Annotated in this window: 22 protein-coding genes and 1 pseudogene; 12 read left to right on the plus strand and 11 right to left on the minus strand. The window is 74.0% G+C overall.

Annotated features, from left to right (window positions below; translation table 11 throughout):
• Positions 1–4: 4 nt before the first annotated feature.
• Positions 5–853 carry a class I SAM-dependent methyltransferase gene (locus ACFWB8_RS22540; protein ID WP_385229825.1) on the minus strand — a complete coding sequence of 283 codons (849 nt, stop codon included), beginning with the start codon at positions 851–853 and terminating at the stop codon, positions 5–7.
• Positions 854–1,264: 411 nt separating this feature from the next.
• Between ACFWB8_RS22540 and rpsA the strand changes: the two genes are divergently transcribed.
• The 4 genes from rpsA (at position 1,265) to ACFWB8_RS22560 (ending at position 5,096) form a co-directional block, all read left to right on the plus strand.
• The gene (gene rpsA / locus ACFWB8_RS22545) at positions 1,265–2,776 is read left to right on the plus strand and encodes a 30S ribosomal protein S1 (protein ID WP_385229828.1); all 1,512 of its coding nucleotides are present in this window, start codon (positions 1,265–1,267) and stop codon (positions 2,774–2,776) included.
• 226 nt (positions 2,777–3,002) lie between these two features.
• The gene (locus ACFWB8_RS22550; protein WP_385229831.1) at positions 3,003–3,941 is read left to right on the plus strand and encodes a PAC2 family protein; all 939 of its coding nucleotides are present in this window, start codon (positions 3,003–3,005) and stop codon (positions 3,939–3,941) included.
• A gap of 58 nt (positions 3,942–3,999) precedes the next feature.
• Entirely contained in the window at positions 4,000–4,641 is a 642-nt protein-coding gene (gene coaE / locus ACFWB8_RS22555) for a dephospho-CoA kinase (RefSeq protein WP_385229834.1), read from the plus strand.
• Between the two features lie 50 nt (positions 4,642–4,691).
• Positions 4,692–5,096: a tetratricopeptide repeat protein gene (locus ACFWB8_RS22560; protein ID WP_385229837.1), complete on the plus strand. Its 405-nt coding sequence runs from the start codon at positions 4,692–4,694 to the stop codon at positions 5,094–5,096.
• A gap of 38 nt (positions 5,097–5,134) precedes the next feature.
• On the opposite strand, the gene ACFWB8_RS22565 is transcribed toward ACFWB8_RS22560, so the two are convergent.
• Positions 5,135–5,395: a DUF6343 family protein gene (locus ACFWB8_RS22565; RefSeq protein ID WP_385229840.1), complete on the minus strand. Its 261-nt coding sequence runs from the start codon at positions 5,393–5,395 to the stop codon at positions 5,135–5,137.
• A 62-nt stretch (positions 5,396–5,457) separates the two neighbouring features.
• The gene (locus ACFWB8_RS22570; protein WP_385229843.1) at positions 5,458–6,099 is read right to left on the minus strand and encodes a hypothetical protein; all 642 of its coding nucleotides are present in this window, start codon (positions 6,097–6,099) and stop codon (positions 5,458–5,460) included.
• A gap of 171 nt (positions 6,100–6,270) precedes the next feature.
• Here ACFWB8_RS22570 and ACFWB8_RS22575 point away from each other — a divergent pair, with 171 nt between their 5' ends.
• The 3 genes from ACFWB8_RS22575 to ACFWB8_RS22585 all read left to right on the plus strand — a co-directional run bounded on the left by ACFWB8_RS22575 (position 6,271) and on the right by ACFWB8_RS22585 (position 11,617).
• Positions 6,271–7,419 (plus strand): helix-turn-helix domain-containing protein, encoded by a 1,149-nt coding sequence (locus tag ACFWB8_RS22575; RefSeq protein ID WP_385229846.1) that lies wholly within the window; start codon positions 6,271–6,273, stop codon positions 7,417–7,419.
• A gap of 116 nt (positions 7,420–7,535) precedes the next feature.
• Positions 7,536–10,415: an SNF2-related protein gene (locus ACFWB8_RS22580; RefSeq protein WP_385229849.1), complete on the plus strand. Its 2,880-nt coding sequence runs from the start codon at positions 7,536–7,538 to the stop codon at positions 10,413–10,415.
• Positions 10,412–11,617 carry an SWIM zinc finger family protein gene (locus tag ACFWB8_RS22585; RefSeq protein WP_385229852.1) on the plus strand — a complete coding sequence of 402 codons (1,206 nt, stop codon included), beginning with the start codon at positions 10,412–10,414 and terminating at the stop codon, positions 11,615–11,617. Before ACFWB8_RS22580 ends, ACFWB8_RS22585 begins: the two co-directional genes overlap by 4 nt.
• Here ACFWB8_RS22585 and ACFWB8_RS22590 read toward each other — a convergent pair.
• The gene (locus ACFWB8_RS22590) at positions 11,598–12,146 is read right to left on the minus strand and encodes a hypothetical protein (protein WP_385229855.1); all 549 of its coding nucleotides are present in this window, start codon (positions 12,144–12,146) and stop codon (positions 11,598–11,600) included. The two genes, ACFWB8_RS22585 and ACFWB8_RS22590, sit on opposite strands and share 20 nt — an antisense overlap.
• A 163-nt stretch (positions 12,147–12,309) precedes the next feature.
• Between ACFWB8_RS22590 and ACFWB8_RS22595 the strand changes: the two genes are divergently transcribed.
• The gene (locus ACFWB8_RS22595) at positions 12,310–12,990 is read left to right on the plus strand and encodes a chaplin (RefSeq protein WP_385229858.1); all 681 of its coding nucleotides are present in this window, start codon (positions 12,310–12,312) and stop codon (positions 12,988–12,990) included.
• Positions 12,991–13,011: 21 nt separating this feature from the next.
• On the opposite strand, the gene ACFWB8_RS22600 is transcribed toward ACFWB8_RS22595, so the two are convergent.
• Positions 13,012–13,680, minus strand: a complete 669-nt coding sequence (locus tag ACFWB8_RS22600) for a DUF2293 domain-containing protein (protein ID WP_385229860.1) — start codon at positions 13,678–13,680, stop codon at positions 13,012–13,014.
• A 228-nt stretch (positions 13,681–13,908) separates the two neighbouring features.
• Here ACFWB8_RS22600 and ACFWB8_RS22605 point away from each other — a divergent pair.
• Positions 13,909–14,118: pseudogene (locus ACFWB8_RS22605) on the plus strand (cupin domain-containing protein); the annotation flags it as partial.
• A 139-nt stretch (positions 14,119–14,257) separates the two neighbouring features.
• Here ACFWB8_RS22605 and ACFWB8_RS22610 read toward each other — a convergent pair.
• Positions 14,258–15,703 (minus strand): WGR domain-containing protein, encoded by a 1,446-nt coding sequence (locus ACFWB8_RS22610; protein WP_385229863.1) that lies wholly within the window; start codon positions 15,701–15,703, stop codon positions 14,258–14,260.
• Between the two features lie 92 nt (positions 15,704–15,795).
• On the opposite strand from ACFWB8_RS22610, the gene ACFWB8_RS22615 reads away from it, so the two are divergent.
• Positions 15,796–16,443 carry a uridine kinase gene (locus ACFWB8_RS22615; RefSeq protein WP_385229866.1) on the plus strand — a complete coding sequence of 216 codons (648 nt, stop codon included), beginning with the start codon at positions 15,796–15,798 and terminating at the stop codon, positions 16,441–16,443.
• A gap of 25 nt (positions 16,444–16,468) precedes the next feature.
• On the opposite strand, the gene ACFWB8_RS22620 is transcribed toward ACFWB8_RS22615, so the two are convergent.
• Together ACFWB8_RS22620 and ACFWB8_RS22625 are read right to left on the minus strand one after the other, a co-directional pair.
• Positions 16,469–17,452, minus strand: coding sequence for a carbohydrate kinase family protein (locus ACFWB8_RS22620; protein ID WP_385229869.1), 984 nt, complete (start codon positions 17,450–17,452; stop codon positions 16,469–16,471).
• Positions 17,449–18,387, minus strand: coding sequence for a pseudouridine-5'-phosphate glycosidase (locus ACFWB8_RS22625; protein ID WP_385229872.1), 939 nt, complete (start codon positions 18,385–18,387; stop codon positions 17,449–17,451). The genes ACFWB8_RS22620 and ACFWB8_RS22625 overlap by 4 nt, the downstream gene beginning before the upstream one ends.
• A gap of 138 nt (positions 18,388–18,525) precedes the next feature.
• Between ACFWB8_RS22625 and ACFWB8_RS22630 the strand changes: the two genes are divergently transcribed.
• Both ACFWB8_RS22630 and ACFWB8_RS22635 read left to right on the plus strand, forming a co-directional pair.
• Positions 18,526–19,242 carry a class I SAM-dependent methyltransferase gene (locus tag ACFWB8_RS22630; RefSeq protein WP_385229875.1) on the plus strand — a complete coding sequence of 239 codons (717 nt, stop codon included), beginning with the start codon at positions 18,526–18,528 and terminating at the stop codon, positions 19,240–19,242.
• Between the two features lie 94 nt (positions 19,243–19,336).
• Positions 19,337–19,747: a cupin domain-containing protein gene (locus tag ACFWB8_RS22635; RefSeq protein ID WP_385229878.1), complete on the plus strand. Its 411-nt coding sequence runs from the start codon at positions 19,337–19,339 to the stop codon at positions 19,745–19,747.
• Here the strand turns inward: ACFWB8_RS22635 and ACFWB8_RS22640 are convergent.
• From ACFWB8_RS22640 to ACFWB8_RS22650, 3 genes are all read right to left on the minus strand, one after another.
• Positions 19,737–21,035 carry an MFS transporter gene (locus ACFWB8_RS22640; protein WP_385229881.1) on the minus strand — a complete coding sequence of 433 codons (1,299 nt, stop codon included), beginning with the start codon at positions 21,033–21,035 and terminating at the stop codon, positions 19,737–19,739. The genes ACFWB8_RS22635 and ACFWB8_RS22640 overlap by 11 nt on opposite strands.
• A 159-nt stretch (positions 21,036–21,194) precedes the next feature.
• Entirely contained in the window at positions 21,195–21,758 is a 564-nt protein-coding gene (locus ACFWB8_RS22645; protein ID WP_385229884.1) for a methylated-DNA--[protein]-cysteine S-methyltransferase, read from the minus strand.
• A 67-nt stretch (positions 21,759–21,825) separates the two neighbouring features.
• Complete coding sequence (locus ACFWB8_RS22650; protein ID WP_385229887.1) at positions 21,826–22,710, minus strand: glycerophosphodiester phosphodiesterase; 885 nt, start codon at positions 22,708–22,710, stop codon at positions 21,826–21,828.
• Positions 22,711–22,880: the final 170 nt, after the last annotated feature.

The following is a 22,880-nucleotide window of genomic DNA, read 5'->3' on the forward strand; positions in this document are numbered from 1 at the left end:
GGAGTCAGTCCCTCTCGCACACGAAGATCGCGGTGCCCGGGATCAGGTTTCCGCGCAGCGGGGACCAGCCGCCCCACTCCTGGCTGTTCCACTCCGGCCACTCGGGCTCGACCAGGTCCAGCAGCCGGAACCCGCCCGCGACCACGTCCCGGACCCGGTCGCCGATCGTGCGGTGGTGCTCGACGTACACCGCGCGGCCCTGCTCGTCCTGCTCCACGTACGGGGTGCGGTCGAAGTAGGAGGCGGAGACGGACAGCCCCTCGGGACCGGGCTCGTCGGGGAAGGCCCAGCGCAGGGGGTGGGTGACGGAGAAGACCCAGCGGCCGCCGGGGCGCAGGACGCGGCGCACCTCGCGCATGACGTTGACGGGGTCGGCGACGAAGGGGACGGCGCCGTACGCGGAGCAGGCGAGGTCGAAGGAGCCGTCGCGGAAGGGCAGCCGTCCGGCGTCGGCCTCGACCAGCGGGACGTCATCGCCGATCCGCAGGGCGTGCTGGAGCTGGCGGTGGGAGAGGTCGAGGGCCACCGGGCGGGCGCCCTGGGCGGCCAGCCAGCGCGAACACTGGGCGGCGCCGGCGCCGATCTCCAGGACGTCCTTGTCCTTGAGGGAGGCGGAGGGTCCGAGGAGGGCGGCGTCCGCCTCGTCCAGGCCTTCCGGTCCCCACACGAAGCGGTCGTCGCCCAGGAAGGAGCCGTGTTCGCTCTGGTACTCGTCGGCGTTGCGGTCCCACCAGCTCCGGCTGGCGCGGCTGCTCTCCGCTTCCCCCGCGTCACGGCGCGTGGCTTCGGCGTCGTCCTCGGCGGCGGAGTCGGCTCCGTGCGCTTCTTCGGGGGCGTAGTCCTCTTGGTTCATGGGGCCCGTCGTCGTAGTCTGCGAATGTCTGGGTGACTGCCGTGGCCGCCGCGGGGGAGTCAGCCGACACCCCCGCGCCTCCGCGGAGGTCCGCACATTCGTCGGGAGACCCCATCAGGGCCAGCCCACACACGAATTGTGCCGGTTATGCGGCGATCCGCCCGGGGTGTGCGCCTTCGCGCATTGACCCTGCTGGGCTGCCCCCGTATGCTACAAGTTGCGCTGCGAGCCTGTGCTCCTCAGACCTAGCAGGCTGCGCTTGCTTCTGTTGATGTCCCCTCGGTTTTCGAGGCCCTACCGCTCCTGCGGATTCGGGGCTTCCTTGGCTGTCCGGCTTCGGCAGATGCCGATAAGGGCTCCCGGCGTAGCAGTACCTACGACTTTCTGTCCGTAACCGGAGCCCTTTCCCACATGACGAGCAGCACCGAGACCACCGCCACCACTCCTCCGCAGGTAGCGGTCAACGACATCGGCGACGCGGAAGCGTTCCTCGCGGCGATCGACGAGACGATCAAGTACTTCAACGACGGCGACATCGTCGACGGCGTCATCGTCAAGGTGGACCGGGACGAGGTTCTCCTCGACATCGGTTACAAGACGGAAGGCGTGATCCCGAGCCGCGAGCTCTCGATCAAGCACGACGTCGACCCGAACGAGGTCGTCAAGGTTGGCGACGAGATCGAGGCCCTGGTTCTCCAGAAGGAGGACAAGGAAGGCCGCCTGATCCTGTCCAAGAAGCGCGCCCAGTACGAGCGCGCCTGGGGCACGATCGAGAAGATCAAGGAAGAAGACGGCATCGTCACCGGTACCGTCATCGAGGTCGTCAAGGGTGGTCTCATCCTCGACATCGGCCTCCGCGGCTTCCTGCCGGCCTCCCTCGTCGAGATGCGTCGCGTCCGCGACCTCCAGCCCTACGTGGGCAAGGAGCTCGAGGCGAAGATCATCGAGCTGGACAAGAACCGCAACAACGTGGTCCTGTCCCGCCGCGCCTGGCTCGAGCAGACCCAGTCCGAGGTTCGCCAGACGTTCCTCACCACCCTGCAGAAGGGTCAGGTCCGCTCCGGCGTCGTTTCCTCGATCGTCAACTTCGGTGCCTTCGTGGACCTGGGTGGCGTCGACGGTCTCGTTCACGTCTCCGAGCTGTCCTGGAAGCACATCGACCACCCGTCCGAGGTTGTCGAGGTCGGCCAGGAGGTCACCGTCGAGGTTCTCGACGTTGACATGGACCGCGAGCGCGTCTCCCTGTCGCTGAAGGCGACGCAGGAGGACCCGTGGCAGCAGTTCGCCCGGACCCACCAGATCGGTCAGGTCGTCCCGGGTAAGGTCACCAAGCTGGTTCCGTTCGGTGCGTTCGTCCGCGTGGACGAGGGCATCGAGGGTCTGGTCCACATCTCCGAGCTGGCCGAGCGCCACGTGGAGATCCCGGAGCAGGTCGTCCAGGTCAACGACGAGATCTTCGTCAAGGTCATCGACATCGACCTTGAGCGTCGCCGGATCTCGCTGTCGCTGAAGCAGGCCAACGAGTCCTTCGGTGCCGACCCGGCGTCGGTCGAGTTCGACCCGACCCTGTACGGCATGGCCGCGTCTTACGACGACCAGGGCAACTACATCTACCCCGAGGGCTTCGACCCCGAGACCAACGACTGGCTCGAGGGCTTCGACAAGCAGCGCGAGGCCTGGGAGTCCCAGTACGCCGAGGCGCAGCAGCGCTTCGAGCAGCACCAGGCCCAGGTCATCAAGAGCCGCGAGGCCGACGAGGCCGCCGCTGCCGAGGGTGCTGCCGCCCCGGCCGCCACCAGCAACGCCGGTGCGGGCATCTCGGGTGGTTCGTACTCCTCGGAGTCGGACGAGACCTCCGGCGCCCTGGCGTCGGACGAGGCCCTGGCCGCGCTCCGCGAGAAGCTGGCCGGCGGCCAGAGCTGATCGCAGCGCGCACCACACTCCGGTGTGAGCAGAGCTGAGCAAGGCTGAACGGTGAGGCCCGTCCCCTTCGGGGGGCGGGCCTCACCGCGTTCTCGGCGCCGACGTCCGCGCCGTCGTCCGCGCAGCCGCCCGGCTCATTGCGTTCCTGTGAAAGCGGCCAACTGGGGAATGGTGGCGCCGCCTTGGACGTTCTTGCCTGAGAACGCGGCGAGGAGGAGCGGTGACGGTGCTTGATCCACAGGGTTTGTACGAATGGGACGCCAAGGGCCTGGCGGTGGCCGACCTGGCGCTTGCCCAGGACTCGGCCGGGCTGGTCATGCTCTACCACTTCGAGGGGTACATCGACGCGGGTGAGGCAGGGGAGCAGATCGTCGAGCGGCTGCTCGACACGCTGCCCCACCAGGTCGTCGCCCGTTTCGATGCGGACCGGCTCGTGGACTACCGGGCCCGGCGCCCCCTGCTGACCTTCCAGCGCGACCACTGGACCGAGTTCGAGGAGCCCCTCCTGGAGGTGCGCCTCGTCCAGGACGCCACCGGAGCGCCGTTCCTGCTGATGTCCGGGCCCGAACCGGACGTGGAGTGGGAGCGCTTCGCCGTCGCCGTCCGGCAGATCGTCGAGCGCCTCGGCGTCCGGCTCTCGGTCAACTTCCACGGGATCCCGATGGGCGTCCCGCACACCCGGCCCGTCGGGATCACCCCGCACGGCAACCGCACCGACCTCATGCCCGGCCACCGCAGCCCCTTCGACGAGGCGCAGGTCCCGGGCAGCGCCGAGTCGCTGGTCGAGTTCCGCCTCGGACAGGCCGGGCACGACGTGCTGGGCGTCGCCGCCCACGTCCCGCATTACGTGGCCCGCTCGCCGTACCCGGACGCGGCGCTGACCGTGCTGGAGGCGATCACGGCGGCGACCGGGCTGGTCCTGCCGGCCGTGGCGCACGCGCTGCGGACCGAGGCCCACCGGACGCAGACGGAGATCGACCGCCAGATCCGCGAGGGCGACGAGGAACTGGTCACCCTGGTCCAGGGGCTGGAGCACCAGTACGACGCCGCGGCGGGCGCCGAGACCCGGGGCAACATGATCGCGGAGCCCGCGGAGATCCCCTCGGCGGACGAGATCGGCCGCGAGTTCGAGCGGTTCCTGGCGGAGCGCGAGGGCGAGGGCTGATTCCGGCGCGGTCAGGGGGCTGTACGGCGGCCGGGGTGCCTCGTCTAGGCTGCCCGTCATGCTGAAGGTTGGCCTGACAGGCGGAATCGGTGCCGGTAAGAGCGAGGTCTCGCGGCTGCTGGCCGGGTACGGAGCGGTGGTCGTGGACGCCGACCGGATCGCGCGGGAGGTCGTCGAGCCCGGCACCCCCGGGCTCGCGGCGGTCGTGGAGGCCTTCGGGGAGTCCGTACTGACCCCCGAGGGCACGCTGGACCGGCCGAAGCTGGGGTCCGTGGTCTTCGCCGACCCGGCGAAGCTGCAGACCCTCAACGCGATCGTGCACCCCCTGGTCGGGGCCCGGTCCGCCGAGCTGGAGGCCGCCGCCGGGGCCGGGGCGATCGTGGTGCACGACGTACCGCTGCTCGCGGAGAACGGGCTGGCGCCGCTGTACGACCTGGTGGTCGTGGTGGACGCGGCCCCCGAGACCCAGCTGGCGCGGCTGACGGCGCTGCGCGGGATGGCCGAGAACGAGGCGCGGGCCCGGATGGCCGCGCAGGCCACGCGGGAGCAGCGGCTGGCCGTGGCCACGCTCGTGATCGACAACGACGGGCCGCTGGAGGCACTGGAACCGCAGGTGCGCAAGGTGTGGGCGGAGCTCACGGAGCGTGCGCGCGCCCAAGGCGCCGCCGGGACCGCGGGGCCTGACGTGCACATGGAATAGCGGGCCCGGTGAGGGGCGTTGAACGCGGCTGTAGAGGGAAGGAACAGACCGTGTCCGACACCACGCCCCCGCCCCCGCCCCCGACTCGGCCGTCCGGCTCCGCGAGCCCGGAGACGCACGTCATCGACTACCGGGCCGCCGAGCACTTGCTCGCCGCCCGCGACCCGCGCGGTGCGGTGAAACTGCTCGACTCGGTCATAGCCGCCCACCCCGAGAACACGGCGGCCCGGCTGCTGCGCGCCCGGGCCTTCTTCGCCGCGGCCCAACTGCGTCCGGCGGCGCTGGAGTTCGAGCTCGTACTGGAGCGCGAGCCGGACAACGCGTTCGCCCACTTCGCGCTGGCCCGCACCCACGAGCGTTCCGGCCGGCCCGACCAGGCGCGCAGGCACTTCCGCCTGGCGGCCGCCCTGGACCCCCAGCCGGAGTACCTGGAAGCGGCACGCTTCGAGGACTGAGTCCCCGGCCGCCGAGACCTCTCGCCCGCGGTGATCTCTCAGCCGCGGCGCGGAGGCTCGTACGGGGGGACGTCGGGGCCCGGCTGGTAGTGCGCGCCCTGGTGGATGTGGTGGCGTACGACGATCAGGTCCGCGGCCGCCAGCAGCGCGAGCGCCCCGCAGGCGGCAGCCCAGCCGGGGCGGCCGGCCAGCGAGAAGACGGCCGTCCCGGCGGCAGCCCAGATCAGACCCCACAGGCTCAGCCAGAACCGGAGCCGCAGTGGACTGCGGGCGGTCACCGGCTCGTTTCCCGATCGCATGGACATCGCCTCGGCTCACCTCGGCCTGCCTGACTCATATCCATGGTCCCACCGCGGCGGCTTTACGGGTTGAGCTTGTGCACGGCCGTGGTGGTCGTCTTCCTGAACGCGGGGACGGGGGCGTCGGTGAGGTTGCCCATCTGCCCCCACCGCACGACGGTCACGGTGGAGCCGTCGCGTCCGATTCCGTACAGGTGGACGCCGGGCTCGGAGTCCGGGATGGAGGCGTGCACCCCGTAGACGTGCGCGCCCTCCTCGACGGCGAGCGTGCCGTAGTCCTGCCAGGAGGCCGTACCGCCGGGGTTCGTGCGCAGCCAGTCGGCGGCGCACGCGGCGACCTTGCGCTCCAGGGCGGCGGCCAGCTTGGCGGCGGCCGTGGCGGAGGCGGAGCGCACCGAGATCTGGACGGCGCCGGTGTCGTACTCGGTGCCGAAGCCGCGGTGCCAGCTGCCCGGCGCCGGGAGCACGCCCTCCAGGCAGAACGGCGCGGACTCGGGCAGGCCCGGGGTGACCTTGCCGGGGTACCAGGGCGAGGTGGGGTGCGGCGGCAGGTCCGTGCCGTCGATGAACCCGGGCGCGGTCGCGGTCGCGGTGGCGGCCGTGGCGGCGGTCGGGGCCATGAGGGTGGCGGCCGCGGCGAGGGCGGTGGCGGCGGCCGCGGTGGCGGCGGCGGTGGCGGTACGGCGGAACGTGCGTCGGAACATGGTCGGTACTCCCCGTGTCATCGGTGCGGCGGTGTGCGTGAAGAGCCTTTCCCCGGCTCGGGGTGTCGGAGCGCGGATTGCGGCGGATTCGGGACACTGGAACAGCCGTACGTGCGCTCACCTGGGGGAACACCCCCTGCATGGAACGGAGTCACGGGACGGGGGAACGCCGTGGGCGAGGCGGAGCGGTCGGCCGAGACGCAGATGTTCGCGCGGCTGATGCGGGAGCTGAAGGAACGCGCGGGTCTGAGTTACGGGACCCTCGCGCGTCGGCTGCACACCAGTACGTCGACCCTGCACCGCTACTGCAACGGCGAGGCGGTGCCGACGGAGTTCGCCGCCGTGGACCGCTTCGCCCGGGCCTGCGGCGCCTCGCCGGGGGAGGCGGTGGCCCTGCACCGGGCCTGGCTGCTCGCGGACGCGCGGCGGCGGGCCCTGGCGCGGGTCCAGCCGGCTCAGGCGCGGGCCGAACCCGCGGCGGCGGTCGCGGTCGTCCCGGCAGCGGCTCCCACGCGGCCCGCGGACCCCGCGCCCTGGTACCGGAGGCGGCGGGCGACGGCCCTGGCAGCCGCCGGCGTGACGGCCGTGGCCGTGGGGGTGGCGGCCCTGGCCCTGGCGCTGGCCGCGGCGGACCCCGGCGGCCGCACCCCCACGGCCGGGCCGGGGGCGGGCCGGACGGCGCCGACCGGCGCGTCGGCTCCGGCTTCGGCTGCGCCCCTGCGGGCGGTCGTTCGGACACACGTGTGGGCCGCGGGCTGCGACCACGCCTACCTCTCGGCGCAGGGCCCCGGGGCGGTGCCCGCGCCGCCCGTGGAGGCGGACGCGCCCGGCTGGGCGGCCGGGCGGGCGGCCGTGCACGCCGGGACGCAGATCGTGGAGGTGACCCTGCACGGCACGGGCGCCGGCAGCGTGGTCCTCCAGGACCTGGAGGTGCGGGTCGGCGCCCGCCGCACCCCGCTGCCGTGGAACGTGTACCAGATGTCGCAGGGGTGCGGCGGGGCGCTCACCCCGGCCGTCCTCGCGGTTGATCTGGACGCGCCGCGTCCGCTGGCCAGGCCCGTCGCCGGGAACGACGCGGGGGACCCGATCCCGGCCCCGGCCTTCCCCCTGCGGGTCTCGGCGGCGGAACCGGTGGTCCTGCGGGTGGAGGCCGCCACGACGGGCTGCGACTGCGATTGGTCCCTCGACCTGCGCTGGAGCGGACCGTCCGGGTCCGGAACCCTCCGCATCGACGACGGGGGCCACCCGCTGCGCACGAGCGCGGCGGTGAACCGGCCCGTCTACGGCTACGCGGCGGAACAGGGCCGCTGGGGCCGCTGACCGGCCGCCGCCTCCGACTGCACAGGGTGTTTTCGCAGGTCGTCGGCGTTGTCAGTGGCCCCGCCTAGACTCGGTGGCGCAGGAGAGCCGTATCTACCGGGGAGGGGGAAGACGCCATGACAGCCGAGTCGCGGGTATTCGCGCAGCCGGCCGCGCAGCCGTTCACGCAGTCGTCCGCGCACGCGTTGCTGCGGCACGCCGCCGTGTTCCTCCCCGCCGCCGTGCCCCGGGAGGGGCGCGTCGCCTTCTGGGCACCCGACGGCGATCCGCTGCCCGACGTGGGGACCCGGTCACCGCTGACCGTCGTACGCCCGCACGGCGACAGCGGCGGCGTCCGCAGCCGGACCGTCCCCGCCGTCACCCTGCCCGTGACCGCCGCCCTGCCGCTGCTCGCACGGGCGCCGCGCAGCGCCGCCGCGCACCCCGCCACCCGCGCCTGGGGCACCGCCGCCACCCAGGCGCTCACCCTCGTCGCGCGCGGCCGCCTGCTGCCCGGGCTCACCCCCGACGGCGTCGACGCGTGGCGGGCCGGGCCGCTCGACGCCGAGGACGTCGGCCACCTCCGCGCGGTCGCCGCCGCCCTCCCGCACGAGGCGTACGCCACCCCGCTGGCCGGCCGCCGCCCGCTCCAACTGCCCGAACCGGAGGCGCTGGTGCGGGCGTTCCTCGACGCCGTCGCCGACAGCCTCCCCCGTACTCCGGCCGCGCCCTTCGCGGCCGGGCTGCCCTTCGCCGCGCAGGAGCCGCAGCGCGTTCCCGGGATACGGGACTGGGCCGCGCAGGTGGCCGCCGGAGCCGACACCGGGGTCGGGATCTCGCTGCGGCTCGACCTGTCCTCCTTCCGCCTGTTCGACGAGTCGGAAGAGGACGACGCCCGCCGCGCCGGCGCGGCCGTGGTCCAGGTGCACAGCCTCGCCGACCCGACCCTGGTCACGGACGCCGCGCTGCTGTGGGCGGGGGCGGCCGCCGCCGGGTTCGGTCCGCGCGCCCGGATCGACGCCGTGCTCGCGCTGCGCCGTGCCGCCCGCGTCTGGCCGCCCCTGCTGCGCCTGCTGGACCAGCCGGTCCCCGATGTGCTGGCGCTCTCGGACCCGGAGCTGGAGGACCTGCTGGGCGCGGTGGTGCCCCGGCTGGCCGCGGCCGGGGTGCTGGTCCACTGGCCGCGCGATCTGGCTCGTACGCTGTCCGCGACCGCCGTCGTACGGTCCACCGCACCCGGTTCCGCCACCGACGGCACCGCCTTCTTCGACGCCGACCACCTGTTCGCCTTCTCCTGGGAGCTGGCGCTGGGCGGCGACCGGCTCACCCCGGGGGAGATGGACGCGCTCGCGCAGGCCCACCGCCCGGTGGTGCGGCTGCGCGACCAGTGGGTGCGGGTCGATCCGGAGCTGGTGCGCAAGGCGCGCAAGCGGGAGCTGGGCCTGCTGGACCCGGTGGACGCGCTGGCCACCGTACTGACCGGGACGGCCGAGGTCGACGGGGAGCCCGTGGCAGCGGTTCCGGTGGGAGCGCTGGCGGCCCTGCGCGAGCGGCTGACGGCGGAGTTGGCCCCGCTGCCGCAGCCGGCCGGGCTGAAGGCCACCCTGCGCGACTACCAGGCGCGCGGCCTGGCCTGGCTGGACCTGATGACCTCGCTCGGCCTCGGCGGCTGCCTCGCCGACGACATGGGCCTGGGCAAGACGGTCACGCTGATCGCGCTCCACCTGCACCGGGACCGCCCCGAGCCGACCCTCGTCGTCTGCCCGGCGTCCCTGCTGGGCAACTGGCAGCGGGAGATCGAGAGGTTCGCGCCCGGCACGCCGGTGCGCCGCTTCCACGGCGCGGGCCGCAGCCTGGAGGACCTGGCCGGGGGCTTCGTCCTCACCACGTACGGGACCATGCGGGCGGCGGCCGCCCGGCTGGCCGAGCAGAGCTGGGGCATGGTCGTCGCGGACGAGGCCCAGCACGTGAAGAACCCGTACTCGGCGACCGCCAAGGCGCTGCGCACCATCCCGGCGCCGGCCAGGGTGGCGCTGACCGGCACCCCGGTGGAGAACAACCTCTCCGAGCTGTGGGCGCTCCTCGACTGGACCACGCCGGGGCTTCTCGGCCCGCTCACCGCGTTCCGGGCCCGCCACGCCCGCCCGGTGGAGCACCAGCAGGAGGAGGACGGGGGCAATGAGGCGGCCGTCGCCCGGCTGGCCGCGCTCGTACGGCCGTTCCTGCTGCGGCGCAAGAAGTCCGATCCGGGGATCGCCCCCGAGCTGCCGCCGAAGACAGAGACCGACCACCCCGTCTCCCTCACCCGGGAGCAGGCCTCGCTCTACCAGGCCGCGGTGGACGAGGCGATGGCCGTGATCGAGGCGAGCGAGGGCATCGAGCGACGCGGCATGATCATGAAGTTGCTGGCCTCGCTCAAGCAGATCTGCAACCACCCCGCGCAGTATTTGAAGGAGGACGTGCAGCAGGGGCCGTCCCGGATCGCGCACCGCTCGGGCAAGCTCGCGCTGCTCGACGAACTGCTCGACACGATCCTGGCCGAGGGCGGTTCGGTGCTGGTCTTCACGCAGTACGTGACGATGGCCCGGATCCTGGAGAAACACCTCACCGCGCGAGGGATCGCCTCCCAACTCCTGCACGGCGGCACCCCGGTGCCCCGCCGCGAGGAGCTCGTCGACCGCTTCCAGGCCGGCGAGGTCCCGGTCTTCCTGCTCTCCCTCAAAGCCGCCGGCACCGGCCTCAACCTCACCCGCGCCGGACACGTCGTCCACTACGACCGCTGGTGGAACCCCGCCGTCGAGGAACAGGCCACCGACCGGGCCTACCGCATCGGCCAGACCCAACCCGTACAGGTCCACCGCATCATCGCCGAGGGCACCGTCGAGGACCGCATCGCCGAGATGCTGGAGGCCAAGCGGGCCCTGGCCGACGCGGTGCTCGGCTCCGGCGAGTCGGCGCTGACCGAGCTGACCGACCGCGAGCTGGCGGACCTCGTGTCCCTGCGGAGGCCCACATGATCACCGCGCGGGACGACCGCCGCCGCACCTTCGAGACCGTGCCCGCCGGGGTGGAGGCCGTCAGCTGGTGGGGCCGGGCCTGGGTGTCCGCCCTCGAAGCGGTGTCCCGGGACCCGGCCCGCCTGGCCCGGGGGCGCACGTACGCCGCCGAAGGCCATGTCGACGCCGTCACGATCACCCCCGGCCGGATCGTGGCGTACGTCCGGGGCAGCCGGCCCCGTCCGTACCGCACCGAACTGTCCCTGCCCGCCTTCGCGGACGGCGAGTGGCGTGACCTGCTGGAGGAGGTGGCGGCCGACCCGACGGCTCTGGCGGCGCTGCTGGAGCGGGAGGTGCCGCAGTCGCTCGCGGAGACGATCCTGCCCGGCGCGGGCGAGCTGGTCCCGCGCTGCTCCTGCCCGGACATCGCGCGCCCGCCGTGCAAGCACGCCGCCGCGCTCTGCTACCGGGCCGCGCGGCTGCTCGATGCCGACCCGTTCGTCCTGCTGCTCCTGCGCGGCCGGGGCGAGCGGGAGCTGCTGGACGAGCTGGCCCGGCGCAGCGCCGCGCACGCCGCACGGGAACAGCCCGACGCGGCAACGGACTTCCCCGGGGTGGCGGCCCGCGCGGCGCTGGCCCGCACCAGCCTGCCGCTGCTGCCCGCCCCCCTGAGTGCGCCGGTCTCCGTCGGGCTCCCGCCGGCGTACCCGGCCGACCCCGCGGCTCCGGATCCGCTCGCCCTGGACCAGCTCGCCACCGACGCGGCCGCCCGGGCCCTGGCCCTCCTCACCACCGCCGAGGACCCGATCGGCGGCCTCACCCTGTGGCAGGACGCCGTCCGGCTGGCCTCCGCGCACCCCACGGCCGGGCTCACCGGCGCGGCCCGCGGCCTCTACCGGGATCTGGCCCGCGCGACGGGGCGCAGCACCACCGACCTCGCCCGGGGCGCCGCGGCCTGGCGGCAGGGCGGCCTCCGTGCCCTGGCCGCGCTGGAGGAGCCCTGGGATCCCCCGGCCGGTCCCTTCGACCGGGCCCGCCCGGCGCTCCTCGCCGCCTCGCAGGGCTCCTTCCGGCCCGACCGCAACCGCCTCACGGCCCGCACCCGCCAGCTCCGCCTGGGCCGCGACGCCCTCTGGTACGCCTACGAGTCCCGCCCGGACGACGAGGACTGGTGGCCCACCGGCCGCCCCTCCCCGGACCCGGTCACCGCCCTGCTCCGCTGACTCCGGCCGCCCAGCGGGTCAACGTCGTGAAGTCGCGCTCGCGCAGGCCGTGGCGGGGGTGGATGCGCAGGAGGAGGGCCGGGGCGGGGTGGTGGGCGGCGATCCAGGCACGGTCGCGCGGGTTGATCATGTCGTCCACCCATGCGAAGGGGCGGCAGGCCGCCCAGTCGAGGAGGGGGCGCGTCTTCCAGGAGAGGCCGTCGGGGTCGCGGGCGAAGAGTTCCGGCCATTCGATGACAGGAAGATCAGCGGGAAGTCCGATGCGCGGGGCGATCATCGTGTTGGCTTGGTGCATCCAGGTGGTGGCCCAGGCGAGTTCGTAGGGCAGGGCCAGCAGCCGGGCTCCGTGGGAGGGGTGCAGGCGCACCCTCAGTCCGCGGCGGGCGCTGCGGGAATCGGGGGCGCGCCGGGCCAGCCAGACCTCCGGGCGCATCCGGTGACTCGTGTATCCGCGCAGGCCCGCGAGGTGGGACCGGAAGGGGTTCAGGGGGCCGTCCACGTCGAGGAGCAGCAGTGGGCGATCAGTCATGAAGTACGGAGTACCCAGTACACGATGGAGTGAAATGAGTACTGGCTCTATAACCCATATGGGTTTAGGGCGTTGTTTCCGGTGCGGGTGCAACACCCGCTGAATCCTCCGGAAGGCAGGAAAGCTGATGCGTCACAGTCGTCGGAATGGCTTGATCGCGGCGGTGGTTGCGGGAGGTGGACTGGCGGTCGCGGGGGTGGGCGGCTTCGCCCACGCCGACGCGGGCGCGGGGGGCCAGGCCGAGCGCTCACCGGGGCTGCTCTCGGGGAATCTCGTGCAGCTGCCGGTGCACACCCCGGTGAACGTGTGCGGGAACACCGTGAGCGTGGTCGGCGTGCTGAACCCGGCCGCCGGGAACCAGTGCGCCAACCAGGGGCCGGGCAAGGGCGGCGGACATCCGGAGCCCCGGCCCTCGCATCCGTCGTCCGGGTCCGCACACGACTCGAAACCGGGCTTCGGCAGGGGTGCCGCGAATCGCGGGGGAGCGGTCGCCGAGGTGCGCGGAAAGGATTCTCCGGGGCTGCTGTCCGGCAACGGGCTACAGCTCCCCGTCGACGTACCGCTGAACATCAGCGGCAACGCGGTGAGCGTCGTCGGGCTCGGCAACTCCTCCAGCGGCAACACGTCCGTCAACGGCAACACCTCCGTCAACGACGAGACCCCCACCGGCGGCAAGCCCGCCCAGCCGCCGGCCGTCGTGCGGCCCGTCACCCCGCCGGTCCCGCCGCAGGCCCCCGGGGCGCTCGCCCACACCGGGGCCGACGGCGTCGGCTACCTGCTGCCCGGCGGCGGTGCGCTGCTCCTCGGCGGAGTGCTGCTCTACCGCCGCTTCCGCCTCAACTAACCCTGTGGCCAGGCCAAAGAGCTAGGCCGCCTCCCGCGGGGCCGCCGCCCGCCAGCCGTCCAGGATCGCGTCGATCTGCGCCACCAGCCGGGCCCGGGCAGTGAAGCGCGGGACCCCCGCCATCAGTAGCGCGTCGTACTCGGTGTCGGTGTGCCGCACGGCCGCCCGTACCGCCACCGAGACGGCCGGCTCGTCGAGGGCCCGGCCCGCGGCGGTGCGGCCCACCCGGCCGCTGCCGCGCAGCGAGGCGTGGGCGGCGATCGCCGCCGCCCGGTCGGCCGGGCAGCGGGGGAACAGCCTCAGGATCTCGGCGGTGAAGGCCGCGGTGAACCGGGAGTCCTCGGCCGCCCGGCGCAGCCGGTCGCGCTCCCGGCGGCGGGCCCGCGCCTCGGCGTCCGCGAGGCAGGCGCGTTCGGCGCGGGCGAGGGCGGCGTCCTCGACGAGGAGCCCCAGGCGCTCGTAGCGGCGCCGGCGCTTGTGGAAGCGGACGACGACGGCGCAGAGCGAACTGGCTTCGCGCGCCCGGCGGGTGAGGGCGACGTCGCCGCGCGGGAGGTAGACGAGGTGCCCGAGATCGGCGCATTCCAGGCAGCGGGGCACGCCGGCCTCGCGGACGAGGCGCCGGAGCGGGCCCTGCCGGCATTGCGCGCAGTGGATCTGCTTCAGTGACTCGAAGACCACCAGGCTCATGCCGAAGTGATACCGCCGTCCGGGCCGTATATCACCTTGTAGAACTGGATAGTTGTGCTTTCACCGACTCTTCCCCTACCTGGTGATGTCCTCATACCGTGAAGCGAGTGGGCCGGCGGGCCCATGGAGGAGGAAGACATGGCGGGACGGCAGGCGACGGCGCGGCGGCCGAAGAGAGGGGCGGCGGCCAGGGCGGCGGCCATCAGGGCGGCGGCCACCGGGGACCTCATGGGCCGGGAGGTCGTCATAGAGCCCGGCGGGTGCACCGGGTGGCACTACCACCGGGTCCCGCTGATAGCCGTCGTCAAGTCCGGGACGCTGACCAGGATCCTGCACGACAACACGGTCGAGGTGCACCGCACCGGCGCCAGCTTCGTCGAGCCCGCGGGCCGGCGCCACGTCCACCTCGGCCGCAACCTCGGCGCCGAACCGGTCGTGCTCTACGTGACCTGCGCGCTGGCCGAGGACGCGCCCTTCGCCGTACCCGCCGAGGCCCCGCCCGCTGCCACGCCGTGCGCGTGCTCGAAAAGCCCCGGTGAACCGGCCCGCGGCGCGCAGGCCCATTCCCCGGCCGGGCTCACACGAGGCGGCGTATCTCCCCGCGGACGCGGTAGAAGCCGCCTGAGGACGCGTGCAGTCCGTCGACCACGTACCGCGCGCCGGCCTCCCGGATCCCCCGGGGGAACTGCACGTTCCACGACGGCTCGTAGCCGCCCGACACCACCTGCACGCGCATCCGCCCGCCCTGCTGCACGCACTCCACCACCACGCCGCCCGCGGGCGCCGCGGCCACCGAGACCGTCGCCACCGCGGCCGCCGACGCCGCCGGGGTGAACACCGGCAGGGCCGCGGCGGACTTCACGTCCACCGCCGTCGGCACCGAGCCCTGCCGGGCCGCGGCGATCGCCGCCTCGCTCGCGTCCACGCAGACCAGGGAGCCGTCGGTGGTCACCAGGTACAGCCGCTCGTCCAGGTACTGCATGGACAGTGCGGCTCCGCTGCCCGTGCCCAGCTTCCACAGCCGGCGCCCGTCCGCGTCGAAGCAGTACACGGACGAGGCGAGGTCGCCCGCGAAGACGTGCCGGCCGTCCGGCGAGGTCGCGCACGAGTACACCGCCGCATCGCACCGGTACGCGGCCTCCACCGCACCCGTGGCCTTCGACAGCCGCTGCACGGTGTTGCGCCCCGTTCCGGCGTAGACCGCGCGGTCCTCCTGCCAGCCGAACAGCACCGATCCGGCGGTCGCCGTGTGCCACAACTCCCGCCCGCCGTCGGGGGCGTACGCCGTGACCCCCTGGCTGTGCCCGTGGTAGACGGCGTCCCCGTCCGCACGCACCATCCAGGCATTGGAGCCCGCCGACCGCCGCGACCACTGGAACTCGTCCTCGTGGTCGATGACCGTCAGACCGCCGTCGCGGTCCGACACATTCAGCACGCCCTCGCGGATGTCCAGCCAGAAGATGTCCACGTCCGCCGCGATGTCGTACGCCCCGAACGGAACCTTCGACGACAGGTCGTACACGGTGCCGTCGTCACAGCCCGCGTATATCCAGAACTCGTCCGCCACCAGGCACTTCACCCCGTCCGGCAGCGAATAGCGGGCCAGCACTTCACCGCCGTGGCTCACCGTGTAGACGTCCCCCGCCTGGTTGCCGACCCAGCAGCGGTCCTCGTCCACATGGATCCCGAAGGCCGAGGAACCCGTACGGAACCGCCACAGCACCGGGGCCACCGCGCGCGCCGTCGACGGAGCCGACGTCACCTGGCGACGGGTCACCGACCGCGCCGCGCGGGCGCCGCGCACCGCCGGGGCGTACCCCTTGCGGACCTTCTCCCCGATCTTCTTCGCGGCGGCCGCGCGGGCCTTCTCGGCGGTCGGGAAGGAGGAGTTCTGCAACTGGCCGTCCGCGCCGATGCGCCCGTACCGCACCGAGACGGCCGTGCCGTCCACGGTCACCTCATAGAACTTGTGCGCGCCGCCGTCATCCTGCGACAGCTCCAGGTACGTCGTCTCCCGAGCCATGACAGACCCCTCCCCAAAGGCCGGGCCACCGGCCCCTGTGCGCCGCTGATCCCTCGTGAAAAACGCTAAGGGGCACCACTGACAATGGACTCGTGCAGCTGGAAGCGATCACATGGCAGCGGATGGCCGAGCGCCTCGCCGGCCACCTCGACGAGCGCGGCGCCGCTCCCGGACAGCCGGCCTGGCAGCGGGTGGGCATCGACGGCGCCCCCGCCGCCGGCACCGGCGTGCTGGCCGGGGAGCTCGCCGACGCCCTGCGCCTGCGCGGACGTTCGGTCCTCGTGGTGTCGGCCGAGGGCTTCCTGCGCCCGGCCTCGCTGCGCTTCGAGTTCGGCCGCGAGGACGTGGACTCCTACCTCGGCGGCTGGTACGACACGGCCGCGCTCTGGCGCGAGGTCTTCGGCCCGACCGACCCGGGCGGCACCGGACGGGTGCTGCCCGACCTGTGGGACCCGACGACCGACCGGGCGACCCGCAGCCCGTACGCCGAACTCCCGCCGGACGGCGTGGTGATCGTGCACGGCCCGCTGCTGCTCGGCCACTGGTTCCCCTTCGACCTCGGCGTGCACATCCGGCTCTCCCCGGGGGCGCTCGCCCGCCGCACCGAGGAGTCCGCGCGCTGGACCCTGCCCGCCTTCGAGCGGTACGAGGCCGAGACCGACCCGGCGTCCCTGGCCGACGCCGTGGTCAGGGCGGACGACCCGCGCCACCCGGCGTGGACCGGCATCCGCGCCGGGTGACGGGCCGGACGGGTACTACCGGGTACTACGGCCGTCCGCCCAGCCGGGTGACCGCCAGCGCCGCCGCCCGGCAGCCGGCCCCGGCGGCCCGCGCGGGCCCCGCCCCGGCCAGCAGGGCGGCGAGGAACCCGCCGGTGAACGCGTCCCCGGCGCCCGTGGAGTCCACCGCCCGCGCGGTCTCGGCGGCGACCTCGGCTGTCACCCGTCCCCCTTCGGCGACCAGGGCGCCGGCCGCGCCCCGGGTCACCACCACCAGCGGCACCCGCCGGCTCAGCTCCGCCGCGGCCCGCGCCGCCCCGGCCGGCTCCGGCAGCCCCGCGAGCAGCCGGGCCTCGTCCTCGTTCGGCAGCAGTACGTCGATCCCCGCCACGGCGTCCAGGAAGCGCTCCGGACCCAGCGCGGCCAGGAACCCCGCCGAGGCCGGGTCCACGCTCACCGCGATCCCCCGGCCGCGGGCGGCCCGCAGCGCCATCGTGGCCAGCTCCCGGCTGCTGTCGGCGAAGTACAGATAACCGGACAGGTGGAGACGGGCGGCCCCGTCCAGCAGGTCCGGCGCCCAATCGGCGGGGCAGAGCCTGAGCGAAGCCCCGCTGTCGGTCAGGAAGGTCCGCTCCGCGTCCTTGCCGACCAGCGCGACCACCGTCCCCGTCGGCTCGGCCGGGTCGACCACCAGCCGGGGCCGCACGCCCGCGTCGAGCAGCGCCTGCTCGTGCCACCGGGCCGATTCGGTGCCCACCCGCGCGAGGAGCCGCACCTCCGCGGCGCCCGAGCGGACCGCCCAGCAGGCCGCGTTGGCCCCGGCGCCGCCGGGGAGCGTGCGGATCCGGGCCGCGGTGTCGGTGGCCGGAGCCAGCGGCTCCGGATGCACCGCGACCACGTCGGTCACCACGTCGCCGACGACCACCAGGGCCCGGGGCGGGGCCCCGGGCCGGACGCCGTCCGCCGCCGGCGCCTCTGCTGACGCCGCCGCCGGTCCCCCCGCCCCCGGCTCCGCCCCCGCCCGGGTCATGCCCGCGCCGCCCAGGCCCCCGCGATCCGGGCCCCGAGCCGCACATTGCCCCGTACCGCCGCGAGGTTGGCCTCCAGCGAGGCCCCGCCCGTGGCCCGTACCAGGAACCCCAGCAGGAACGGCGTCACCGCCTGCCCCGTGATCCCGCGCTCCCGGCACTCCTCCAGGGCCTCCGCGAGGACCCGGTCGTGCAGCTGTGGGTCCAACTGTTCGGCCTCCGCCACCGGATGGGCGACCAGCAGCGCCGACTCCGGCCCGCCCAGCGCGTCCTGGGCCGCCATCACCGCGGCCACCTCCTCGGGCCGGTGCACCGTCCAGTCCACCGGTTCCCCCGAATCGGTCAGGTAGAAGCCGGGGAAACGTTCCGTCCCGTACCCGAGCACCCCCACCCCCAGCGTCTCCAACCGCTGCAGCGTGGCCGGCACGTCCAGGATCGACTTCACCCCCGCGCACACCACCGTGATCCGGGTCCGGGCCAGCAGCGACAGGTCCGCCGACTCGTCCTGCGTCTGCGCCCACTCCCGGTGTACGCCGCCCAGCCCGCCCGTCGAGAAGACCCGCAGCCCCGCACGGGCGGCCAGGAACGCCGTCGCGGACACGGTCGTCGCGCCGGTGGCCCCCGTCGCGAGCGCGGGCGCGAGGTCCCGGTGGCCGAGCTTGCGTACGCCCTCGCCGCCCGCGATCCGCTCCAGCTGCGCTTTGTCGAGGCCGGCGTACGCCACCCCGTCGATGACCGCGATCGTCGCCGGAACCGCCCCTTCCGACCGGACCAGGGCCTCCAGTTCGAGGCCGACCGCCAGATTGCGGGGACGGGGCAGACCGTGCGCGATGATCGTCGACTCCAGGGCCACCACGGGCCGGCGCCGGGCGAGAGCCTCGTGTACCTCTTCCGACAGGACCGGGACCTGTGATGCGGATGCAGTGTGCTGTGACATGTCCCCATCCATGGCACGGGATTCACCTGCCCAAACGCGCTCGGCGCACACCGGGGAGAACGTGTCCGAGTAGCGTTCCCCCGTGAATCCCGGGACACGCGCCGTTTCTACGACGAGCCGGCCGACCGCTACGACCTGATGTACGCGGACCGGGCCGCGAGCACCACCCGCCAGGGCGGCGCCCCGGACGCCCTGCTGACCACCGCCCTCGGCCCCGGACCGCACCGGATCCTCGACAGCGCCTGCGGGATCGGCACCCGGGCGCTGGGCCTGGCGGCCTTGGGCCACAAGGCCACCGGCACCGACCTGAGCCCCGCCTCCACCGCCCGCGCGGGCCGGGAGGCAGCCGCCCGGGGACTCGTACTGCCCGTCGCGGCCGCCGACATGCGGGCCCTGCCCTCCGGCGCGTGCTCCTCCGACGCCGTGGTCTGCGCCGACAACGCGCTCCCGCACCTGCTGACGGCCCGCGACGTACGCGCCGCCCTGGCCGAAACGCCGCGGGTGCCGCGCCCGGGCGGCCTGTTGCTCCTCTCCACCCGCCCGTACGGCGAACTGCGCCGGGCCCGCCCGCGGAGCGGGGCCCCGCACGGGCGCACCGGCCCCGACGGGCGGACCATCACGTTCCAGCTGCGGCACTGGCACGCCGACGGGGAGCGCTACGGCCTGGAGCTCTTCCAGCTGCTGCCGACCGGGCAGACGTGGACCACGCGGACGTCGAGCGCGACCTACTGGGCGCTGCCCGAGGAGGAGACCGCCGGCTTCGCCCGGCAGGCGGGCTTCGGGCGGACGCGCCGGCACGCTCCGGCGGACACCGGCTTCCACCAGCCGGTGCTCGGTGCACGGCGCCCCGGGTGAGCGAAGTGCTGGACAGGGTGACTGGCCGACAGGGGCTTTGCTGGACGCTCTGGTCGCCCCGTCGCGCGGGGTGTCCGGATTAGGCTGGCCCGCCATGAGCACCAGTGACCACGGCGCCGCGCCCGCCGCCCCCGCCTCCTCAGCCGCCTCGTCGGCCCCCTCCTTCGCCGTCTCCGTAGCCGATGTCCCGGACTCGGAACTGGAGGTGGAGGAGCTCGACCCCGCGCAGATCGTCTCCGGCGAGCCCGTCGTGACGGGCCGGGTGCTGTGGGAGGCCGAGGACGGCTCGCAGGTCCGCGGGATCTGGCAGATCACCCCGGGCGTGGTCGTGGACGTGGAGGCCAACGAGCTGTTCGTGGTGGTCAGCGGCCGCGCCACCATCGCGGTCGAGGGCGGCGCGACGCTGGAGGTGGGCCCCGGTTCGGCCTGCGTGCTCCGGGAGGGCGACAAGACCACCTGGACGGTGCACGAGACGCTCCGCAAGGCCTACCACATCAGCTACTGATCACCTTGGCGGCGACGACGGGGTGGCGGCGGGCGGTGAACAGGGCGAGGGCCGCCATCGGCAGCAGCAGGCCGGCGCCGATCGCGTTCAGCCAGCCGTAGCCGGCCTGGGACATGACCAGGCCGGCGGCAGCGCCGCCGACGCCCGCGGCCGTGTTCATGGTGAGGTCGCTCAGCCCCTGTACGGCGGCCCGTGCGGGCTGCGGCACCGAGTCGGTCAGCAGGGCGGAGCCGGACACCATGCCGGCGGACCAGCCGAGGCCGAGCAGGAAGAGGCCGACCGCGCTCTGGGTGTGGCTCGGCCCGGCCGTGCCGGCGAGCAGCGCGGCGACCGAGAGCAGTCCGGCGGCCAGCCCGATCACGGTCAGCCGGCCGAGGCGGTCCGCGAGCCATCCCATCAGCGGCGAGAAGGCGAACATGCCCGCGATGTGCCCGCTGATGACCAGGCCGATGAGCTCCAGCCGGGCACCGTGGTGGGCCAGGTCCACCGGGGTCATCACCATGATCGAGACCATGGTGGTGTGGGACACGGCGACGGCCAGCAGCGCGAGGCGGGCCCGCGGCGAGGCCTTGACGGCAGCGAGCCCGGCGCGCAGCGAGCGCCCCGCGCGGGTCTGTTCCTCGGGCGCCGCCAGGGCCCGGGCCGTCAGCAGCGGGTCCGGCCGCAGGAGTACGCCGATCAGGGTGCCGGTCAGGACGAAGACGGCGGCGGCCCAGACGAAGGGGCCCGCCGTCTGGGGTATGGAGGTGCCGGCGAAGCTGCGGCTGGCCGGGGCGGAAAGGTTGGGGCCGAGCACCGCGCCGACGGTGGAGGCCCACACGACGACGGAGATCGCCCGGGCCCGGCGCTCGGTGGGCGCGAGGTCGGCGGCGGCGAACCGGGCCTGGAGGTTGGCGGAGGAGGCGGCGCCGAAGGCGGCCATGCCCAGCATCAGCAGCGGGAAGTTCTTGATCGTGGCGGCGAGGACGACCAGCCCCGCGCCGACCGTGCCGATCGCGTACGCCACGACCAGCCCGGGCCGGCGCCCGCGCGCGTTCATCAGGGCGGCGAGCGGCAGCGAGACCAGGGCGGTGCCGATCACCGAGGCGGTCGAGGCGAAGCCGGACATCGCCTCGGTGCCGCTGACTTCGGTCGCGAGCACGGGGGCCAGGGCGATGCTGACGGGCACGCCGAGGCCGCCCAGCATCTGGCTGGCGATGAGCACCCCGGAGGTGCGCCGCTGGAGCCGGGGCAGGTCCGCCGGGTCGACGGGGCGCAGCGGGCGATCGGTGCGGGGCGGGACCGTCACGCGGTACACCCCCTGCGCGGGTGTGGGCGGCATACGGGCGCTGCGGGGCCTGCGGCGGCGGGAGTACTCACCGCGGCAGTTTCGCACCCCTTACCGCCCGGCGGAACCGGGTTGTCGCGCGACGGAACCGGGAGTGCACCCGGGGCAGTCGCCGGCCGCTCAGAACAGCGGCTGCGGAAGCACGCCCTCCAGCGCGAGCAGGATGCGCTTGGTCTCCACCCCGCCGCCGAAGCCCCCGATTCCGCCGTTGTTCTCCACGACGCGGTGGCAGGCCACCACCAGGGGCAGGGGATTGGAGCCCATGGCATTGCCGACGGCCTGGGCCGCGCCCGGCTGCCCGGCCCGGGCGGCCAGTTCCCCGTACCCCACGACGGCCCCGTACGGCACCGAGCGGTCCAGCTCCTGCAGCACCTGCCGGTTGAAGCCGGAGCTGAGCCGCCAGTCCAGCGGCAGGTCGAAGCGCCGCAGGGATCCGGCGAAGTAGGCGGTCAGCTGGCGTATCGGCTCGGCCAGCAGGACCTCCGCACCCGGCGGCGGACGCCAGGCGTCGGCGCCCAGCCGGGAGACCAGCGATCCGATCATCTTCTCGGCCCGGTCCGGCCCGGCATGGAACTCGACCCGGACCAGACCCTCCGGGGTCGCGGCCAAGAGCAGGGGGCCGATGTCGCTGTCGACGACGGTCCATTCGAGGTGCGGCCCGCGGGGCCGCTCGGTGCTGTCCACGCATCCACCGTACGGCCCGCCACCGACAGCCCGGCCCCTGTGGTCCCGCGGGCCCCTGCGGCGCCCGTCAGTAGCCGCCCACCGCTTCCCGTACGACGTCGGGCTTGTTGGTGATGATCCCGTCCACGCCCATCGCCTGGACCTTCAGGGCGGTCGCCGCGTCGTCCACGATCCAGGTGTCCACCTCCATGACCCTGCCGTGCGCACCGCGCAGATCGTGCACCGCCGCCACCCAGTCGCCGGAGATCGTGGTGTGCCAGGGATTGATCCGGTCGGTGAAGGCGGCGTACCGGGGCAGGTCGGCGACCGCGGGGGTGCCGAGGAAGGCCGTCACGATGTCGGGGCGCAGTCCGTGCACGATGCGCACGGAGTCGGCGCTGAAGCTCTGCACGACCAGGCGGCGGGACACGTGCTGCTCGTCGAGCCAGCCCGCCTCGCCCAGCACCCGCAGGGTCTGCTCCTCGATCCCGGGGTAGAGCTCCGGCTTCTTGATCTCCAGGAGCAGACGCTGCTGGTTGCGCTGTACCCGGTCGAGGTACTGCCGCAGCGTCGGCACGCGGGCCCCCGCGAACTCCTCGCCGAACCAGCTGCCCGCGTCCAGCCGGGCGATCTCCGCCGCCGTGAAGTCGCCGACCCGCCACGGCCCCCGGTCCGGGAACACCTGCTCGACGTCGGTCGTGCGGGCCAGGGTGTCGTCGTGCACCACGACCAGCTCGCCGTCCTTGGTGCGCTGGACGTCGTTCTCCACCCAGTCGAAGCCCAGCCGCATCGCCAGGTCGATCGCATCGAGGGTGTTCTCCGGGGCGTATGCCGAAGCCCCCCGGTGGGCGTACACGATCGGGTTGGAGATTCCGTCCGGTCCGGGGGCGGCGGAGGAGGCCGAGGCGCCCAGCACGCTGAGGGTGAGGCCCAGGAAGGCGGCGGTGGCCGCGGAGGCGGGTCGGAGGTACATGCGCGTTCTCCTCGGGTCGTGAGACCGGCTCCCGCCTCAAACGGGCGCGAAGCGACAGACGTTGCGGCGATGCACGTGCGTGATGCTTGTTCAGAAGAGAGCTGCTCCATGGCGATCATGGGGTTGAAGATCACCTGGCCGCCACCGAACTACGACAAACGGACCAGACC

This window comes from Streptomyces sp. NPDC060031, assembly GCF_042736805.1.
In the GTDB taxonomy this organism is placed as follows: Bacteria; Actinomycetota; Actinomycetes; order Streptomycetales; family Streptomycetaceae; genus Streptomyces.

Coding starts and splice junctions, on each gene's coding strand:
- ACFWB8_RS22540 (WP_385229825.1), bottom strand. CDS start 853: ATGAACCAAGAGGACTACGCCCCCGAAGAAGCGCACGGAGCCGACTCC.
- rpsA (WP_385229828.1), top strand. CDS start 1,265: ATGACGAGCAGCACCGAGACCACCGCCACCACTCCTCCGCAGGTAGCG.
- coaE (WP_385229834.1), top strand. CDS start 4,000: ATGCTGAAGGTTGGCCTGACAGGCGGAATCGGTGCCGGTAAGAGCGAG.
- ACFWB8_RS22565 (WP_385229840.1), bottom strand. CDS start 5,395: ATGCGATCGGGAAACGAGCCGGTGACCGCCCGCAGTCCACTGCGGCTC.
- ACFWB8_RS22570 (WP_385229843.1), bottom strand. CDS start 6,099: ATGTTCCGACGCACGTTCCGCCGTACCGCCACCGCCGCCGCCACCGCG.
- ACFWB8_RS22580 (WP_385229849.1), top strand. CDS start 7,536: ATGACAGCCGAGTCGCGGGTATTCGCGCAGCCGGCCGCGCAGCCGTTC.
- ACFWB8_RS22585 (WP_385229852.1), top strand. CDS start 10,412: ATGATCACCGCGCGGGACGACCGCCGCCGCACCTTCGAGACCGTGCCC.
- ACFWB8_RS22590 (WP_385229855.1), bottom strand. CDS start 12,146: ATGACTGATCGCCCACTGCTGCTCCTCGACGTGGACGGCCCCCTGAAC.
- ACFWB8_RS22600 (WP_385229860.1), bottom strand. CDS start 13,680: ATGAGCCTGGTGGTCTTCGAGTCACTGAAGCAGATCCACTGCGCGCAA.
- ACFWB8_RS22610 (WP_385229863.1), bottom strand. CDS start 15,703: ATGGCTCGGGAGACGACGTACCTGGAGCTGTCGCAGGATGACGGCGGC.
- ACFWB8_RS22620 (WP_385229869.1), bottom strand. CDS start 17,452: ATGACCCGGGCGGGGGCGGAGCCGGGGGCGGGGGGACCGGCGGCGGCG.
- ACFWB8_RS22625 (WP_385229872.1), bottom strand. CDS start 18,387: ATGTCACAGCACACTGCATCCGCATCACAGGTCCCGGTCCTGTCGGAA.
- ACFWB8_RS22630 (WP_385229875.1), top strand. CDS start 18,526: ATGTACGCGGACCGGGCCGCGAGCACCACCCGCCAGGGCGGCGCCCCG.
- ACFWB8_RS22635 (WP_385229878.1), top strand. CDS start 19,337: ATGAGCACCAGTGACCACGGCGCCGCGCCCGCCGCCCCCGCCTCCTCA.
- ACFWB8_RS22650 (WP_385229887.1), bottom strand. CDS start 22,710: ATGTACCTCCGACCCGCCTCCGCGGCCACCGCCGCCTTCCTGGGCCTC.